At 68.8% G+C, this 15,629-nt stretch carries 16 protein-coding genes; 10 read left to right on the top strand and 6 right to left on the bottom strand.

Going from position 1 to position 15,629, the window contains the following annotated elements; all coding sequences use genetic code 11:
- Positions 1-295: hypothetical protein (locus tag VFF46_RS17910; RefSeq protein ID WP_325038276.1), on the top strand; the 295-nt coding region annotated here is incomplete at its 5' end.
- A gap of 3 nt (positions 296-298) precedes the next feature.
- Here the strand turns inward: VFF46_RS17910 and VFF46_RS17905 are convergent.
- The gene (locus VFF46_RS17905; RefSeq protein ID WP_325038275.1) at positions 299-1,225 is read right to left on the bottom strand and encodes a hydroxymethylglutaryl-CoA lyase; all 927 of its coding nucleotides are present in this window, start codon (positions 1,223-1,225) and stop codon (positions 299-301) included.
- Between the two features lie 56 nt (positions 1,226-1,281).
- Between VFF46_RS17905 and VFF46_RS17900 the strand changes: the two genes are divergently transcribed.
- The 3 genes from VFF46_RS17900 to VFF46_RS17890 all read left to right on the top strand — a co-directional run bounded on the left by VFF46_RS17900 (position 1,282) and on the right by VFF46_RS17890 (position 4,226).
- Positions 1,282-1,926: a GNAT family N-acetyltransferase gene (locus VFF46_RS17900; RefSeq protein ID WP_325038274.1), complete on the top strand. Its 645-nt coding sequence runs from the start codon at positions 1,282-1,284 to the stop codon at positions 1,924-1,926.
- A 141-nt stretch (positions 1,927-2,067) separates the two neighbouring features.
- Positions 2,068-2,847, top strand: coding sequence for a hypothetical protein (locus tag VFF46_RS17895; RefSeq protein WP_325038273.1), 780 nt, complete (start codon positions 2,068-2,070; stop codon positions 2,845-2,847).
- A gap of 29 nt (positions 2,848-2,876) precedes the next feature.
- Positions 2,877-4,226 (top strand): hypothetical protein, encoded by a 1,350-nt coding sequence (locus tag VFF46_RS17890; protein ID WP_325038272.1) that lies wholly within the window; start codon positions 2,877-2,879, stop codon positions 4,224-4,226.
- A 1-nt stretch (position 4,227) separates the two neighbouring features.
- Here VFF46_RS17890 and VFF46_RS17885 read toward each other — a convergent pair whose 3' ends face one another.
- The 3 genes from VFF46_RS17885 to VFF46_RS17875 are packed head-to-tail and all read right to left on the bottom strand — an operon-like array spanning position 4,228 to position 6,840.
- A complete protein-coding gene (locus VFF46_RS17885) occupies positions 4,228-5,037 on the bottom strand; it encodes an ABC transporter permease (RefSeq protein ID WP_325038271.1) in 810 nt (269 codons plus the stop codon).
- The gene (locus tag VFF46_RS17880; RefSeq protein WP_325038270.1) at positions 5,030-5,827 is read right to left on the bottom strand and encodes an ABC transporter permease; all 798 of its coding nucleotides are present in this window, start codon (positions 5,825-5,827) and stop codon (positions 5,030-5,032) included. Before VFF46_RS17880 ends, VFF46_RS17885 begins: the two co-directional genes overlap by 8 nt.
- Positions 5,824-6,840: an ABC transporter ATP-binding protein gene (locus VFF46_RS17875; protein WP_325038269.1), complete on the bottom strand. Its 1,017-nt coding sequence runs from the start codon at positions 6,838-6,840 to the stop codon at positions 5,824-5,826. The genes VFF46_RS17880 and VFF46_RS17875 overlap by 4 nt, the downstream gene beginning before the upstream one ends.
- Positions 6,841-7,036: 196 nt before the next feature.
- On the opposite strand from VFF46_RS17875, the gene VFF46_RS17870 reads away from it, so the two are divergent.
- A complete protein-coding gene (locus VFF46_RS17870; RefSeq protein WP_325038268.1) occupies positions 7,037-7,588 on the top strand; it encodes a MarR family winged helix-turn-helix transcriptional regulator in 552 nt (183 codons plus the stop codon).
- Between the two features lie 252 nt (positions 7,589-7,840).
- The gene (locus VFF46_RS17865; protein WP_325038267.1) at positions 7,841-9,352 is read left to right on the top strand and encodes a molybdopterin-dependent oxidoreductase; all 1,512 of its coding nucleotides are present in this window, start codon (positions 7,841-7,843) and stop codon (positions 9,350-9,352) included.
- Here the strand turns inward: VFF46_RS17865 and VFF46_RS17860 are convergent.
- Positions 9,333-9,944 carry a TetR/AcrR family transcriptional regulator gene (locus VFF46_RS17860; protein WP_325038266.1) on the bottom strand — a complete coding sequence of 204 codons (612 nt, stop codon included), beginning with the start codon at positions 9,942-9,944 and terminating at the stop codon, positions 9,333-9,335. The genes VFF46_RS17865 and VFF46_RS17860 overlap by 20 nt on opposite strands.
- Positions 9,945-10,048: 104 nt before the next feature.
- Here VFF46_RS17860 and VFF46_RS17855 point away from each other — a divergent pair, with 104 nt between their 5' ends.
- The 4 genes from VFF46_RS17855 (at position 10,049) to VFF46_RS17840 (ending at position 14,734) form a co-directional block, all read left to right on the top strand.
- Complete coding sequence (locus tag VFF46_RS17855) at positions 10,049-10,711, top strand: hypothetical protein (protein ID WP_325038265.1); 663 nt, start codon at positions 10,049-10,051, stop codon at positions 10,709-10,711.
- On the top strand, positions 10,708-12,771 hold the full coding sequence (locus tag VFF46_RS17850; RefSeq protein WP_325038264.1) for a YhgE/Pip domain-containing protein: 2,064 nt from the start codon (positions 10,708-10,710) through the stop codon (positions 12,769-12,771). Before VFF46_RS17855 ends, VFF46_RS17850 begins: the two co-directional genes overlap by 4 nt.
- Positions 12,772-12,841: 70 nt before the next feature.
- Positions 12,842-14,236 (top strand): ricin-type beta-trefoil lectin domain protein, encoded by a 1,395-nt coding sequence (locus VFF46_RS17845; RefSeq protein ID WP_325038263.1) that lies wholly within the window; start codon positions 12,842-12,844, stop codon positions 14,234-14,236.
- A gap of 9 nt (positions 14,237-14,245) precedes the next feature.
- The gene (locus tag VFF46_RS17840; RefSeq protein ID WP_325038262.1) at positions 14,246-14,734 is read left to right on the top strand and encodes a DinB family protein; all 489 of its coding nucleotides are present in this window, start codon (positions 14,246-14,248) and stop codon (positions 14,732-14,734) included.
- Here VFF46_RS17840 and VFF46_RS17835 read toward each other — a convergent pair whose 3' ends face one another.
- Positions 14,735-15,586: a DMT family transporter gene (locus tag VFF46_RS17835; RefSeq protein ID WP_325038261.1), complete on the bottom strand. Its 852-nt coding sequence runs from the start codon at positions 15,584-15,586 to the stop codon at positions 14,735-14,737.
- Positions 15,587-15,629: the final 43 nt, after the last annotated feature.

Genomic DNA, 15,629 nt, shown 5'->3' with positions numbered 1-15,629 from the left:
CGTCATCTTCGTCCTACTGCTGATCGTGCTGCCGCTGCTGTACGGCTGGTTCTACGCCAACGGCCGCGGAATCGGCGCGCTGCTCACCGGCACCCAACTGGTCCGGGTCAAGGACGGCAGCCGCGTAGGCCTCGCCAAGGCCGGTTGGGCGATGATGATCCGCACGCTCTTCATTCCGGTCCTGCTCCTCTCCGCGCTGTCCGGCGACGTGAGCGGCCCTGGCGACGTCCGCCTGAGTATCGACCGCAAGGCCACCGCCGCCCTCAGATCCACAGGCATCGTGTACGTCGCCTGACTCTCAGCCGGCGAGTGCCTGTACGACTCGGCTCGCGGACGGCTTGCCGAGCTGCTCAGCCATCCAAGCGCTCGTGCTGACCAGCGACTCCAGATCCACGCCGGTGTGGATACCGAGGCCGTTGAGTTGCCAGAGGAGGTCTTCGGTGGCGAGGTTGCCCGTCGCGCTTTCGGCGTACGGGCAGCCGCCGAGGCCGCCGGCGGAGCTGTCGACGGTCGTGACGCCTTCCCGGAGGGCGGTGAGCGTGTTGGCGAGGGCCTGGCCGTACGTGTCGTGGAAGTGGACCGCGAGTTTGTCCACAGGTACGCCGGCGGCGGTGAAAGCCCTGATCAAAGCCGTGACCTGACCCGGGGTGGCGACACCGATCGTGTCGCCCAGGGAGAGTTCGTGGCAGCCGAGGTCGACGAGCCGGGCGCCGACCTTCACGACCTGATCGATCGGTACGTCGCCCTCCCACGGGTCGCCGTAACACATCGACACGTACCCGCGGACCGTCAGCCCGGCGTCGAGCGCGCGCCGGATCGTCGGCGTGAACATCGTGAACTGCTCGTCCAGTGTGGAGTTCAGGTTCTTCGTAGCGAACGTCTCGGTTGCGCTCGCGAAGATCGCGATCTCCCGGACACCGGCCGCCAGCGCGCGGTCGAGGCCGCGCTCGTTCGGGACCAGGACCGGGGCGCGGACGCCGTCGGGCAGGTCGAGCTGTTCGAGGAGCTCGGCCGCGTCGGCCAGCTGCGGGACCCACTTCGGGTGCACGAAGCTGGTCGTCTCGACCGTGGTCAGCCCGGCGTCGACCAGGCGCCGGATGAACTCCGCCTTGACCGCGACGTCCACGATCGCCGACTCGTTCTGCAACCCGTCGCGTGGGCCGACCTCGTAGATCGTGACCCGGTCGGGCAGCCCCTCGGCCGTGACCAGCTGCGGTTCGCGCATCGTGCTGCCTCCTCGGCGCTCGAGCCGGCCGCGGGATCTCCGCGACAATGCTCCTGATGACAACTCTTGCTGCCATTCTGCGTGCCGCCGAACGTGGCGTCTTCCCGCCCCCGGATCTCGGCGTCTCGATCGTGCCACCGCCGTCCGAGCGGGAGTCGTGCGTGGTGTCGTTCACCGGGCACATCGTGATCGCGGCGGACGTCGAACCGGCCTGGGTCGCGGAACGGGTACCGGACGGCGACCTGTGCGCGCCGACCAACCCGCCGTTCCTGTCAGCACTGGAGGAGCTCACCGGCCGCCCGGTCAGTGCCCTCGACGCAATGCTGCTCGCCCCCGCCCTCACCACGCTGGAAGAGCGCACCGCGGCGGTTGCCGGCCTCACCGAGCTCCAGGATCTCGACCACCCGCGGGTCGACCGCGCCTGGCGCTACCGCGATGACGTCCGGGTGTACGTCGACGCCCACGAAGGCCTGGTACTGACCGGCCGTGGCCTGGCGGACCGCTTGGAGTGCGCCATCGAAGTACCCCCGAACGCCCGCCACCAGGGCCACGGCCGCCGTCTCGCCCTGGCCGCCCGCGCTCTGATCCCGCCGTCCTCGTCGATCTGGGCCCAGATCACGCCCGGGAACGCCGCCTCACTCCGGACCTTTCTGGCCGCCGCCTACAAACCTGTCGGCTCCGAGGCCCTCCTGGTCAAGTAGCAAATCCACACCTGTGGAAAACCCTGGGGAAACCGTTCTCAGGACCAGCTCAGGAAGGGCCTGTGGATAACTTCCGCGGCGGTCCGCCGATTTTTGTCAGCCTTGTGAGGCGAGGTTCCGGCTGAGAGATCGGGGAGTGGGATGAGCAAGAGCGAGGACAGGTCGCCGTACGGGCCGGGGTTCGTGGCGGCGTGCATCGTCGTGGGGGCCATCGTCATCTGTGGGGTCGCGTTGATCGCGACCACTGGGTCGTCCTCGGGTCGCTCCGGCACCGCGGCGGCTCAGCAAGACGCGGCGGGCGCGGGTCAGCTGGGCAGGGCGACACAGCCGGCAGGTGTGGCGACGCCGGTGCCGGGCCCGAGCACCGCGGGGTCGGATCGGGCTAGTGCTTGCGGGTTGAGTGACGGGGAGCAAGGGGTGCCGAGCACGGCTCCTGGGGTCGACCGGTGGGAGGTCAGCCGCAAGGTTGTCGTACCGCAGTCGGCGAAGTTCGGCCCGGCGAGGACCGACCCCGACGGGTTCCGCCGGTGCTTCGCGCACTCGCCGACCGGCGCGGTCTACGCGGCGTACAACGCCTTGGCTGCCCTCGCCGACGTGAGTCAGGCCGTCCCGACGGTCAAGAAGCTGATGCTGCCGGGAGCGAACACCGACGCCCTGATCGCCGCGCTTCGGCAGGACGGCGACCCGGGCGACTCGCAGGCGACGCAGATCGCCGGGTACCGGATCCTCGACGCCGGGCGGGACCGCGCGACGATCATGCTCGCGCTCCCGGTCGAAGGTCAGTACATGAGCGCCACGCTGACGCTGGTGTGGCAGGGCGGCGATTGGCGAGTGGTGCCGCCACAGCCGGGTAATCCGGTGGGCGCGCCGTTCTCCCAGCTCCGTGGTCTCGGCGAGTTCGTGGCTTGGAGTGGTGTCTGATGTGCGGACCGACCGACGTGAGCTGTCACATGGGTGAGGGCCTGATGAAGGCGGCCAACTCGGCCATCGGCCAACTGACCGAGGCGATCAGCAAGAGCGCGAGCGAGGCGATGAACGCGGTCGCGACCTTCTGGATCAAGTCCCCGACGCCGGAGATCGTCAACGGCGCGGGCAGCGGGGCCCCGAAGAACACCGCGATCGTGCAGTACCTGCAGGACAACGTGCTCGAGGTGTCGGTGGCGCTGTTCACGGTCGCGATCCTGATCGCCGCCATGCGGACCGCCTGGGAGCAGCGCGCCGAGCCGCTCCGGTCGTTGCTGCAGGCGATCCTGACCTTCGTGGTGGTCAGCGCGGCCGGTACGGCGACGATGCAGCTGCTGATCACGTACTCGGACGACCTGGCGGTGAAGATCATCCATCAGGTGCAGCCGGACCAGTCGAAGATCGGCCCGATGATGTTCGACATGGTCATGAAGGCCTCGCTCGGCGACAATCTGTCGGCGTTGATCCTGATGTTCGCGGGCGTCCTCGTGGTGGTCGCGGGTGTGGTCCAGGTGGCACTGATGCTGGTCCGGTCGGCGCTGCTGATTCTGCTGGCGGGTACGTTCCCGCTGGCGGCCGCCGCGACCAACACCGAGATCGGCAAGAACTGGTTGCGTAAGTACTGCACCTGGTCGCTGGCCTTCATCGCCTACAAACCCGCCGCCGCCCTGATCTACGCGGCGGCGATGAAGATGAACGAGAAGCACGCCGAGTCGTCGTCCAACTCGTTCGTGCAGACGACGACCGGGTTGATGATGTTGCTGATGGCCATCGTGGCGCTGCCGGCCTTGCTGCGGTTCATCGTCCCGGTCACGGCCGCGGTCGCGGGCGGCAGCTCCGGTATGGGTACGGCCGCGGTGGATCCCGGCGGCTCGGCTACTGGTGCGTTGAACATCGCCGGCAGCCGTGGCGGGGCGGGTGCCGGTAGGGCCGGCGCGGGTGCTTCCGGTGCGGCTGCCGGCGGCGGCCCCGCGGGTGCGGCGTTGGCTGGTGCAGGGATGGCGGTGAACGCCTCGCGTAAGGCGGCGGGTGGGGCCGCGGGAGCGGCTGCGCACTCCGCAGGCGAGTCTGCGGGCGGCTCGACCACGCCGACGAGCTCGTTCGGCTCTGGCGGAGGCCCAGGCGGCAGCTCCGGCGGGGGTTCGGGTGGCGGCTTCGGCGGAGCTGCGGGAGGCGGCGGCGGTGGCTTCGGCGGGGGTTCGGGGGCGCGGTCGGCGCCGTCGAGTTCGTCCAGTGCACAGCCGCGGCGGCCGCGACCGGCTGCTCGGGCCGACTCGTCGAAGGAACAGGAGCAGGATCGGGAGCCCGCCTGGGCCGGCCCGAGCGGCAACTGGTGAGTCAGCTGCCGGGGCTCGTGTAGCTGGGCATCATCCGGATGAAGAAGGTGTAGCCCAGGGCCAGGACCAGAGGACCGGCCAAGGGAGACGCAATGGTCAGCCAGGTAGGCAGCGGGACGTCGGCGGTCCGGTTCAGCAGGACGGTGGCGGGGAGGAACGAGATGAATGCCATCGGGAAGGCGGTGCAGAAGGCGTAGAAGGCAGGCCGGCCGAACATGGTGAGCGGGTAGCCGGAGAACTGGGTGATCGAGCTGTCGGCGAAGATCCGCAGCGAGAACGTGGAGGTGGCGACGAAGGCGAGGCCGCAGAAGAAGGTTGCGATGCCGGTCTCGATCAGGCTTCCGCCGATCACCGCGAGCAGCAGGTAGGCGATCTTGAGCACGCTCCAGTCGACAGGTGCCTGCCGGCTGAAGAGGATCAGCGCGCCGATGCCGAGCAGCGCGTCGCCGAGCGACATCAACGAGAACCGCCGCGTGACGAGCTGCAGGAACGGGTTCACCGGGCGCAACAGCACCCGGTCGAACTCACCGTCGCGGACGATCTCGTCGGTCAACATCAAGGCCCCGAACGGAACGACGTACAGCGCGTGCGAGGCCAGCCGCATCGCGAACACGAACGCGACCTCCGGAAAGCCCCAGCCCGCGATCAGGCCGAACTTGCCGAGCAGGACGCCGAGGAACAGCAACTGCGTGCCCTGAAAGGCGACGCCGCCCATCAGCGTCGTCCAGAAGTTCACGCGGTACTGCAACTGCGCCCGCAACGCGGCCCGCTCGAGGATCACGTACTGCCGCAGCCAGGACTGCTCAGCCACCCTGCACCACCACCTTGTGCCGCGCGCGGCGCCACACGAGCCCGAGGAGGAACGCCAGTACGACGACCCACAGCAGCTGTACGCCGACCAGCGCCAGCGCCTCACCGCCCCGCAGCCGGCCGAGGTAGATCGACACCGGGGTGTAGACCTGCGCCTGGAACGGCAGCCACTCGACCGCCGACCGCAGCCAGGCCGGCATGAACCACAACGGGATCAGCGACCCGGACAGGAACGCGCTCCCGAACCGGTACACGATCAGCGGCCCGCTGACCTCGAACGTCCAGAACGTCACCATCGACACGATCAGGTTGCACAACATCGCGACCGCGGCCCCGGCCACCGTCGCGACCAGCGCCAGGAGGAACGCGTTCCAGCTCGGCGGCAGCACGAGCGCGCCGACCACGCCGGCGACCGCGAGGCCGATCGCGCCGAGCGGCAACCGGCCGAGCAGTACGCCGAAGTTCTGGCCGAGGACCTGCCCGATCAGGCCGAGCGGCCGGATCAGGTCGGTGGCGATCTGCCCGTTCCGGATCCGCATCGGCAACGTCGAGAACTGCCACGGGAGGAGCACCGACTGCAGGCATGCCGCGATCGCCGCGTACGCGACCGCCGTCCGCGCGTCCACACCGGCGACCGGGCCGCGGCCGCCGTACACGATCCGCCAGACCGCGATCGCGAGGACGACCTGAATCGCCAGCGTCACCGCACCGGTGATCAGGTCGCCGCGGTAGATCAGCACGGACCGCGTCCCGGCCCGCGTCATGCCGCGGAACGCGCGAACAGCGCTCACGTCAGCAGCCCGTCGTACAGCTGGGAGATCACGTCGGTCAGCCGTGGATCCACGATCGACAGCTCGTCGACCTGGTAGACCTGCGACACCCGCGCGATCAGCTCGGGCGTGGTGATCTCCCGCGGGTCGAAGCGCAGTACGACGTTGCGGTCCGGGTACGGCAGCACGGTGCCGACCGCGGCCGCGTCCACCTCGGTCGCGAACGGGATGTCCGCGACCCGGCGGACGCTGCGCTCGGCCAACGTGAGGACGAGGAACCGGTACGGCATGAAGCGTTCCTTCAGCCGCGACAGGTCCCCGTCGTACAGGACGGTGCCGGAATCGATCACGATGATCCGCTGGCAGAGCCGCTCGACGTCGTCCATGTCGTGGGTCGTCAGGACCACGGTGGTGCCGTCGGTCCGGTTGGTCTCCGCGATGAACTCGGTCAGCCGCGCCTTGGCGACCACGTCCAGCCCGACGGTCGGCTCGTCGAGGAACAGGATCGACGGCTCGTGCAGCATCGCGGCGACCAGGTCGCCCCGCATCCGCTGGCCGAGCGACAACGAGCGCACCGGCGTGTCCAGGAAGTCGGAGAGGTCGAGCAGCTCGGTGAACAGGCCGACGCGCTTGCGGTACGTCGACTGCTCCAGGTTGTAGAGGTCCCCCAGTACTTCGAACGAGTCGCGGAGCGGGAGGTCGTACCAGAGCTGCGTCCGCTGACCGAACACCACGCCGATGTTGCGGGCGTTCCGGGCGCGGTCCCGGGACGGCTCCAGCCCGGCCACCCGGCAGACCCCGGAGGTCGGGGTGAGGATCCCGGTCAGCATCTTGATGGTCGTGGACTTGCCGGCGCCGTTCGGGCCGAGGTACCCGACGAGTTCGCCGGGCTCGACCTCGAAGTTCACGCCGTTCACCGCGCGGGTGATGTCGCGTTTGGTGCTGAAGAGGGCCCGCAGGCGCGGCAGGCGGCCGGGGAGCACTGCCGGCCGGCTGAACTCCTTGACCAGTTCGGCTGCCTTGATGATCGCCATCCGAATCCTCCCCAGCATCCGCGAACGGTCATCCTGTCACCGTTCCGGCCGCGCCGCAGTTCGAATTTCACCGTTCTAGGCCAGATCCGGTTCCGGCCGTCCGTTACGCTCGGAAGGTTTGCGGTTCTGGGTCGATCTGTAGCCGAAAGGTCACCCCGTGTAGCGAAGTGAACTGGTCAGCTAATAGAGTCCGCGCATGACCATCGCGCCTTCGCTTTGCTCGCCCCTAGCGCTCGCCGATGCAGAACCCACTCGCGCCGCCGAACCCTGGGAAAGCGACGTGCTGACGGCCTACGGGCTGCTGCGAGAAGCAGCGGCTGAGCTGGATCACCTGATGCGCCATTCCCTGAAGCGCAGTGGACTGCAAATGGCAATGTTCGAACTGTTGCTGCGGCTTGCCCGCAGCACCGGGGAGAAGCAGCGTCTCACCTCCCTCGCCCGGGACCTGACCGTCACCACTGGTGGCATCACCCGCCTGGTCGACCGCGCCGAGAACCTCGGCCTGGTTCGCCGGGAGCCCTGCCCCGACGATGCTCGCGGCTCGTTCGCCGTCCTGACCGAGGAGGGGAAGCGGCGGCTGCGCGAAGCACTGCCGGATCACCTGCTCGAGATCGACAGCCTCTGGATGTCCCAGTTGGCGGACGACCGCGATCTCGTGCTCGGCAAGCTCCGCCGGGTCCGGGACAACGCCCGACGGTGGCCGAACGGCCGCCCGGGTCTGGGGCCGATCACGCCCGACCGGATCTGACCAGCACGACAATTTTCACGTTCCGCATTACCCGCGACTAACGGATGGGGCGCCCGACTGGTGTCGGGCGCCCCATCGCGCAATTGTTGAGAAGTGAACCAGCGCCAGCCCGGCATACCCGACAACTGGCCGACGTATGTCCCCGGAAGTCCGCCCGACGCCCGTGGGCGAGCGGTGGACACGCGCGGAGGTTCCGCGAGTGGGCCGGGGGACGTCGGCAACTCCACGAACGGGCCGTCGCAGCCGGGCGGCGTGGGGCGACGGGGTCTGTGGTGGCGGGGTGCGGTGGGCGGGGTGCTCGCGGCGCTGGCGGGGCTCGCGGTGGGGGGCGTGGTCGCGGCTGTGCTGGGGACGCCGCAGACGCCGGTGGTGGCGATCGGGTCGGCGTTCATCGACCGGACCCCGCCGTGGCTGAAAGATCTCGCGATCTCCTGGTTCGGCACGCACGACAAGACCGCGCTCCAGGTCGGCATCGTGATCGTGGTCGCGGCACTCGCCGCTGTCGGTGGGATTCTCGCCGTACGCCGGTACTGGGCCGGCGCGCTGATCACGATCGCGCTCAGCGCTGTCGCCGTGGTGGCGGCGTTCACCCGCGCGGACTCCGGCCAGACCGGGTTCCTCCCGTCGATGCTCGCCGGCGTCACCGCGCTGCTCGTACTGCGCTTGTTCAGCCGCCGCCTGGAGCCCCTCCTCGACTTCCCCGACGACGCCGTCAGCCGCCGTGGCTTCCTCCAGCTGTCCGCGGGTGTCGCGCTCGGCTCGGCCGCGGTCGGCGTACTCGGAAAGGTCGTCGGCGGGAGCCGTGCCGCGGTCGCCGACGCCCGCAAGCAGCTCCGCCTCCCACAACCGCCGACGCTCGCGCCGCCGGCCGGCGTCCAGGCGGACGGCGCCGTACCGTGGGCAACCGCGAACGCGGACTTCTACCGCATCGACACCGCCCTCTCGGTACCGCAAATCGTGCCCGCCGACTGGAAGCTGCGCATCCACGGAATGGTCGACCGCGAGCTCAACCTGTCCTTCGACGACCTGCTGAAGCGCCAGGCCATCCACAAGTGGGTGACGCTGACGTGCGTGAGCAACGAGGTCGGCGGTGACCTGATCGGCAACGCGCTCTGGTCGGGCGTCGTCCTCAAGGACCTGCTCCAGGAGGCCGGGCCGTCGAAGGACGCGGACGCGATCAAGTCGACGTCGAAGGACGGTTTCACCGCCGGTACGCCGCTGCCGACGCTGCTGGACGACCGCCAGGCGATGCTGGCGTTCGCGATGAACGGCGAGCCGCTGCCGGTGGAGCACGGCTTCCCGGTACGGATCGTCGTACCCGGGCTGTACGGCTACGTGTCGGCGACCAAGTGGCTGGTCGACATCGAGGTGACCCGGTTCGACAAGTTCGAGGGGTACTGGACGCCGCGCGGGTGGTCGGCGCTCGGGCCGATCAAGCTGTCGTCGCGGATCGACACCCCACAGAACAAGAAGGTCGCGCCGGGCCAGGTGACCGTGGCCGGCGTGGCCTGGGACCAGCACGTCGGCGTGTCCAAGGTCGAGGTCCGGGTAGATGGGGGCCCTTGGCAACAAGCCACGCTGGCCGCGGACCCGTCGGTGGACACCTGGCGGCAGTGGCACTGGACCTGGAACGCGCCGCACGGCATGCACATGCTGCAGGTACGGGCGTTCGACGCGCAGGGCAATCCACAGGTCGAGTCGTCGGCGGCGCCCGCGCCGAACGGTGCGACCGGCCTGCACACGGTCAGCGTGAAGGTCGGCTGACCGCTTCCAGCACCATCGGCAGGAACGTGTGCTCCAACGTCCCGGCCGGCACCTCCTCCGGCTCCAGCAGGCTCTGCGACCGAGCCCCTTCGTGGACGGCGATGACCATCCGGACGAACTGCTCCGCCGGGACGGTCAGCTCCAGGCCGCTGGTCTCGGTGATCTGCTCGACCAACCGCGTCAGGCTCTCGCGGAACATCGCGCGCTGCTTGTTCAGCGCCTCGGCCGCGTCCGGGTCGCGGAGCGCGTGCAGCGTGAACTCGGCCGAGATCAGGTGCCACTGCCGCTGGTCCGGCGCGGTCTCGTCGAGCAGCCCGAGGACGGCGTCGAGCAACGAGCCGGGCTGACTCGCGAGCTCCGGCAGCAGCGCCTCGATCTGCTCCAGGAGCCGGTCGGTGGTGGCCTGGAACAGCGCGAGCACCAGCTCGTCCTTGGAGCCGAAGTTCGAGTAGAAGGCGCCGCGGGTGAAGCCTGCCCGCTCGCAGATGTCCTCCACCGACGCGCCGTGGAACCCGCGCTCGGCGAACACCTCGAGGGCGCCTTCGAGAAGCCGGGCCCTCGTGTTCGAGCGGCGGCGCTTGGGAGGTTCCATAGGAGTAGGATACAGTTCTGTATTGAATACACAACCGTATTGAACGGGGATGCAGGATGGAGCTCGAGGCCGTCGGGATCAGTGTGCGTGGTCCACACGCACCGATGCTGCTCGCCACGTCGGTGTCGGTCGAGGATCACCAGGTGGTGCTGCTGACCGGTTACCCGGGCGCAGGGCACGTGGCCGCGGCGCTGGGTCTTTCCGGTCGGCTGAAGCCCGACACCGGCACGGTCCGGTTCGATGGCAAGGCCGATCTCGCGCTGCTGCGGCGACGGGTCGCCGTGGTCGATGCACCCGGTATCACCGAGCCTGACGACGCACTGCCGGTTCAGACGGTCGTCGGCGAGGAGCTGGCGATCGCGGGCCGCAAGGCGGGGCGTAAGGCCGTACTGGAGTGGCTGAACGAGCATGACGCCGCGGAGCACGCCGACAAACGGTTCGAGCACCTGCCAGTCGCCGTACGGACCAGACTGCTCACGGAACTCACCGTCGCGCGTCCCGACGTACAGGTGGTGATTCTGACCATGCCTGATCGACACGGCGGCGATCCGCACGAGTGGTACGAGCTAGGGCGCGGGCTGGCGGCAGAGGGGTACGGCGTGGTCATCACGTGTGCCGACGCGTCAGCGCGACTGCTGGACATCAAGGCGGCCCGCATGGGTGAAACAGACCAGCCTGACCCGGTGCAGGTCGCTCCGATCGCTCCTGTCGAGCCCGTGACTGCAATTGAGGAAGAAGACGACGAAGAAGAGGAGACAGAGGCGTGACCGCGCTGCGGATGGCCCTGAGTGAGTTGCGGCGTCTGACGGCCGGACGGCTGCCCAAGCTGGCCGTGATCGCGCTGCTGCTGGTGCCGGTGCTGTACGGCGGCCTGTACCTCTACGCAAACCACGACCCGTACGGTCGGCTCAACAAGATCCCCACGGCCGTCGTCGTCGAGGATCAAGGTACGACCCTGGCGACCGGCGAGAAGCTCAACGTCGGACCGCAGGTGGCGGACGAGCTTGTGAAGTCGAAGAGCTTCGACTGGCACCAGGTGGACCGGGCAAACGCGACACAGGGGGTCTCGGACGGGAAGTACGAGTTCGCGCTGGTGCTGCCCAAGTCGTTCTCGGGGGACCTGGCGTCGAGTGCGGATTTCAAGCCGCGGCAGGCGCAGCTGGAGCTGCTGACGAACGACGCCAACAACTACATCGCCCACACGATCGCCAACCAGGTCGTCGCGCAGGTGACGAAGACCGTCGCGTCGCAGGTGAGCGAGACGGCCGCGTCGCAGCTGCTGGCCGGCTACAACACGATCCACACGCAGATCAGTACTGCGGCCTCAGGGGCCGCCCAGCTGCAGACCGGGCTGACGTCCGCTGCCACTGGTGTCACGAAGGTGCAGACCGGCGCCAAGCAACTCAACACCGCACAGCAGCAGCTGTCGACCGGTGCGACGCAGCTGGCCACAGGCGCGACCCAAGCGTCGCAGGGCGCGTCGTCACTCGCCAGTGGTGCCGCACAGCTCGACAGCGGTCTAGGTACGTTGAAGGACAAGACCGCATCGCTGCCGAAGCAGACGAAGCAGCTGGCCGACGGTGCAAACCAGGTTGCTGACGGCAACGAGAAGATCGCCGGTGTCGGCAAGCAGGTGGCGACCGCGTCCAGCACGCTGGTCCAGGACCTGAAGACGTTCGACGCGCAGCTGGCCGCGAAGCTGAAGGAGCAGGGCCTCAGCCAGCACCAGATCCGGGTGATTCTCCAGGAGACCGCGAAACTGCGGACGCCCGTCGTACAGGCGAACACCAAGATCCAGTCGACGTCGAAACAGCTCAACCAGCTCGCGACGGGTGCACGAAAGGTGTCCAACGGCGCGTCGCAGCTGGCTGACGCTACGCCTGCGCTGACGAGTGGCATCAGCTCTGCAGCCAGCGGGGCGCATCAGCTCAACACGGGTGCCGGCCAGCTCAAGACCGGCCTTGGGACGCTGCAGACCGGTGCACAGAAGCTGGCTGCCGGTGAGAAGCAGGCCGTGACCGGGCAGGGGCAGTTGCTGACCGGAGTGAACAGTCTTGCGACCGGTGTGGGACAGCTGAAGACCGGTGCGACCCAGCTGAACACGGGCCTGCAGAAGGGCGTGAAGCAGATCCCCAACCCGACCGCTGACCAGCGCAAGGCGGTTGCTGAGACGCTGGGCGCTCCCGTGACGCTGCAGAACGTCTCCCAGGCCACGGCGGACAGCTACGGTGCCGGTCTGGCGCCGTTCTTCCTCAGCCTCGCCTGCTGGATCGGGGCGTACGTCCTGTTCCTGCTGGTCCGGCCGTTGTCGCCACGTGCACTGGCTGCGCTGCAGTCGCCGTTCCGGGTGGCTCTTGGCGGTTGGTTGCCTCCGGCCCTCTTCGGAGCGATCCAGGCGACGCTGGTGTTCGTGGCCGTCGTACTGGGCCTCGGGATCAACGCTGCGCATCCGTGGCTGACGGTCGGGTTCCTGATCCTCACCTCGTTCACGTTCGTCGCGATCCTGCATGCACTGTCGGCGTGGTTCGGTGCTGTGGGTAAGTTCCTCGGCCTGGTGCTGATGGTGGTCCAGTTGGTCAGCGCCGGCGGTACGTTCCCGTGGCAGACGATCCCGGAGCCGCTGTACTTCTTCCACCACGCGCTGCCGATGAGCTACGCGATCGACGGCGTCCGGCATCTGATGTACGGCGGGCCCGGTTCGTCGCTCGGGCGGGACCTGCTCGCGCTGGGCGCGTGGTTCGTGGTCGCGATCGCGGCGTCCACCCTGGCGGCGCGCAAGCAGCGCGTCTGGCCGGCCAAGAAGCTCCAGCCGGAGCTTGTGCTCTAGGTCCCGGTAGCCGAGGGTAGTCGCCGCCGAGGCATTGACGGAGCGAAATGTTTGCGTGAACATCAGCGGCATGAGATCAGCCCGCCGGATCGCCGCCGCGATGCTCTCGGTCGCCGCCGCCGTCACCTCGCTCACCGTCCCGCCGGCCTCGGCCGCCGCCCCACTGCCCGCGAACACCGGCGCGTTCCGTGGTGTGAACTGGGCCGATCCGCGCGACAACTACGCCCACGACGCGGTGGTCCCGTCCGGCCTCAGTACGGCGGACGACTACGCGACGACGTACCGCAAGGCGGACGGGATCGTGGGCGAGTTCCGCAAGGAGCTCAAGGCGAACACGGTCCGGCTGCCGATCAACCCGTCGAGCGTCGGCACCGCCTGGTGGAACTCGTACCGCGGTGCGATCGACGCCGCGGTCGGGCGCGGGTTCAACGTCATCCTCAGCTACTGGGAGGCCGACAACGCGAAGGACGGGCGGGTCGACGACAGCGCGGCGTACGCGGCGATGTGGGACACCGCGATCAAGGCGTACGCCAAGAACCCGCACGTGTACTTCGAGCCGATGAACGAGCCGTTCGGGTACTCGCTGCCCGAGTGGGTGTCGCTGACGTCGGCCTGGATCGCCCGGCACAGCGACGTACCGCGGAGCCGGATCGTCATCTCCGGGACCGGCTACAACGACAACGTGACCGGGGTCGGCGCGGCGCCGGAGCTGCAGGGCACACTGCTGTCGCTGCACTTCTACGGGTTCTGGGCGTCGGACACGACCGAGGCTGCGTGGCTGGCGAACCTGCGGCCGCGGATCGGGTCGTACGGCTCGCGGACGATCATCGACGAGGCCGGTTCACCCATGACGATCGGGCTGAACTACGGCAACCACGAGGGCAACGTGTACACGTCGTACCTCGGTGCGTTGACCCAGGTCGCCCGTGAGAACCAGATGGGCATCGTTTACTGGCCGGGGCTGCGTACTGGCGACTCTTACTCGATGACGACCCAGGTGGGTCCGGCTGATCTCCAGGTCAACAGCCGGAGCGGGCTGGACCAGCTGTGGTGGGGCTGGCGGCTGCTGAAGGACGAGCCGACCAACACGCTGCCGCCGTCCCCGCCGGGCCAGCCGCTGCGCGGAGTCGCCAGCGGCCGGTGTACCGACGTACCGGGGTTCTCGACCGCTCCTGGTACCTCGTTGGACCTGTGGGACTGCAACAACGGTGGGAACCAGTCCTGGAACTACACCGCTGCCAAGCAGCTCACGGTGTACGCCGACAAGTGCATGACGGCCGGCAGCTCCGTGACGATCGAGAACTGCACAGGGGCGACCAACCAGGCGTGGGAGCTCACCGCAGACCAGACCGTGACGAGCGTTGCCGACCCGACGCGTTGCTTGACGGCTACTGGCACCGCCAACGGCTCTGCGGTCGTGACAGCCACCTGCAACGGCTCTGCCGACCAGAAGTGGACCCGTTAGAGTCCCTGCGTGGAGGACTTGGTACGTACCGCTGGAGAGCGTGAGGTCCTAGAGGCCTTCCTGAACTCGCATCGGCAGGTCGTGGTGGACAAACTCCGCGGCCTGTCCGAGCAGGACGCCCGACGCCGGCTGGTGCCTTCGGCGACCACACCGCTCGGTCTGGTCAAGCACCTGACCGGCGTCGAGCGCAACTGGTTCCAGCACATCGTCGCCGGGCGGCCGCCGGACGAGATCGCGGGCGAGTCCCGCGGCGGACCCGACAGCTGGGAGCTCGCCGACGACGAGACGATCGACGGGATCATCGCCTCGTACGACGAAGCGTGTGCCGAGTCGCGGCGGATCGCCTCCGGGCTGGCGCTCGATGACGTCGTACCGCATCCGCGGGGCGGGGAGGTGTCGCTGCGCTGGATCTACGTCCACCTGATCCGAGAGCACGCCCGCCACGACGGCCACGCCGACATCCTCCGCGAGCAGCTCGACGGCGTCAGCGGCGCGTGATCAGACGGGCGTCAGGCATGCGGACTCGCGATGGCGTCGTTCGATGGATTGGCCCCAGGTGGTGCCGGCGAGCATGAGTACGGCGCCGAGCGCGGCCGATACGGTCAGCCGCTCGTCGCCTAGACCGATGCCGATGGCAACGGCCCAGATCGGCTCGGTGCCGAGCAGCAGGCTGGCGCGGCTGGCCGACGTACGCTGCACCGCCCAGGTCTGCGCGAGGAACGCGAAGACGCTGCAGAACAAGGCGAGGTACGTCACCTGCAACCACGTCGACGGTGCGGTCGGGAGATGCGGTACGCCAGGTAGGACGAAGAGCGCCGTACCGACGAGGGACTGGACCGCGGTCAGCTGGAGCGGGCGTACGTTCCGGGCGAGGCGTCCGACGAGCGCGACGTGACCGGCGCGTACGACGGCGGCCGCCAGCATCAGCAGGTCGCCGATGCCCGGTTGGTGGAGACCGTGGGCGGACATCAGCAGCGCGACGGCTCCTATGCAGAGTGCCGCGGCGAGGTAGAACTTCGGCGGCATCCGGCGGCGGTCCATCAGCGGCGTGAGGACGAGCGTGAGGCTGATGATCAGGCCGGCGTTCGCGGCGGTGGTGTGCGTGACGCCGTACGTCTCGAGGATCAGGACGGCCGCCTGGGTGAGGCCGAGCAAGAGGCCGGTCCTGAGCTCGGCACGGTTCGCGCGGCGGGCCGCGGCGAGCAGGGCCAGCGCGGAGATGGCGTAGCGGAGGAACAGCACGGTGAGTACGGGCAGGGTGGCGGTCGCGGTCTTCGCCGCGAGGTAGCTCGAGCCCCAGACGATCGCGACCATCAGCAGCACGAGGTCGATACGGCGGGATCCAGGCACGGGTCCAACGGTGACCGATTCCGATGTTGTAGCCAAGCCCGAA

The organism is Kribbella sp. (genome assembly GCF_035655035.1).
Taxonomy (GTDB): Bacteria; Actinomycetota; Actinomycetes; order Propionibacteriales; family Kribbellaceae; genus Kribbella.
The sequence above is the reverse complement of the archived record's forward strand: the minus strand, read 5'-3'. Positions and strand labels throughout refer to the sequence as shown.

Excerpts from the sequence above, each read along its gene's own strand:
- VFF46_RS17890 (WP_325038272.1), top strand. The coding sequence starts at position 2,877 with ATGGGTGAGGGCCTGATGAAGGCGGCCAACTCGGCCATCGGCCAACTG.
- VFF46_RS17860 (WP_325038266.1), bottom strand. The coding sequence starts at position 9,944 with ATGGAACCTCCCAAGCGCCGCCGCTCGAACACGAGGGCCCGGCTTCTC.
- VFF46_RS17845 (WP_325038263.1), top strand. The coding sequence starts at position 12,842 with ATGAGATCAGCCCGCCGGATCGCCGCCGCGATGCTCTCGGTCGCCGCC.
- VFF46_RS17895 (WP_325038273.1), top strand. The coding sequence starts at position 2,068 with ATGAGCAAGAGCGAGGACAGGTCGCCGTACGGGCCGGGGTTCGTGGCG.
- VFF46_RS17905 (WP_325038275.1), bottom strand. The coding sequence starts at position 1,225 with ATGCGCGAACCGCAGCTGGTCACGGCCGAGGGGCTGCCCGACCGGGTC.
- VFF46_RS17870 (WP_325038268.1), top strand. The coding sequence starts at position 7,037 with ATGACCATCGCGCCTTCGCTTTGCTCGCCCCTAGCGCTCGCCGATGCA.
- VFF46_RS17855 (WP_325038265.1), top strand. The coding sequence starts at position 10,049 with ATGCTGCTCGCCACGTCGGTGTCGGTCGAGGATCACCAGGTGGTGCTG.
- VFF46_RS17900 (WP_325038274.1), top strand. The coding sequence starts at position 1,282 with ATGACAACTCTTGCTGCCATTCTGCGTGCCGCCGAACGTGGCGTCTTC.
- VFF46_RS17875 (WP_325038269.1), bottom strand. The coding sequence starts at position 6,840 with ATGGCGATCATCAAGGCAGCCGAACTGGTCAAGGAGTTCAGCCGGCCG.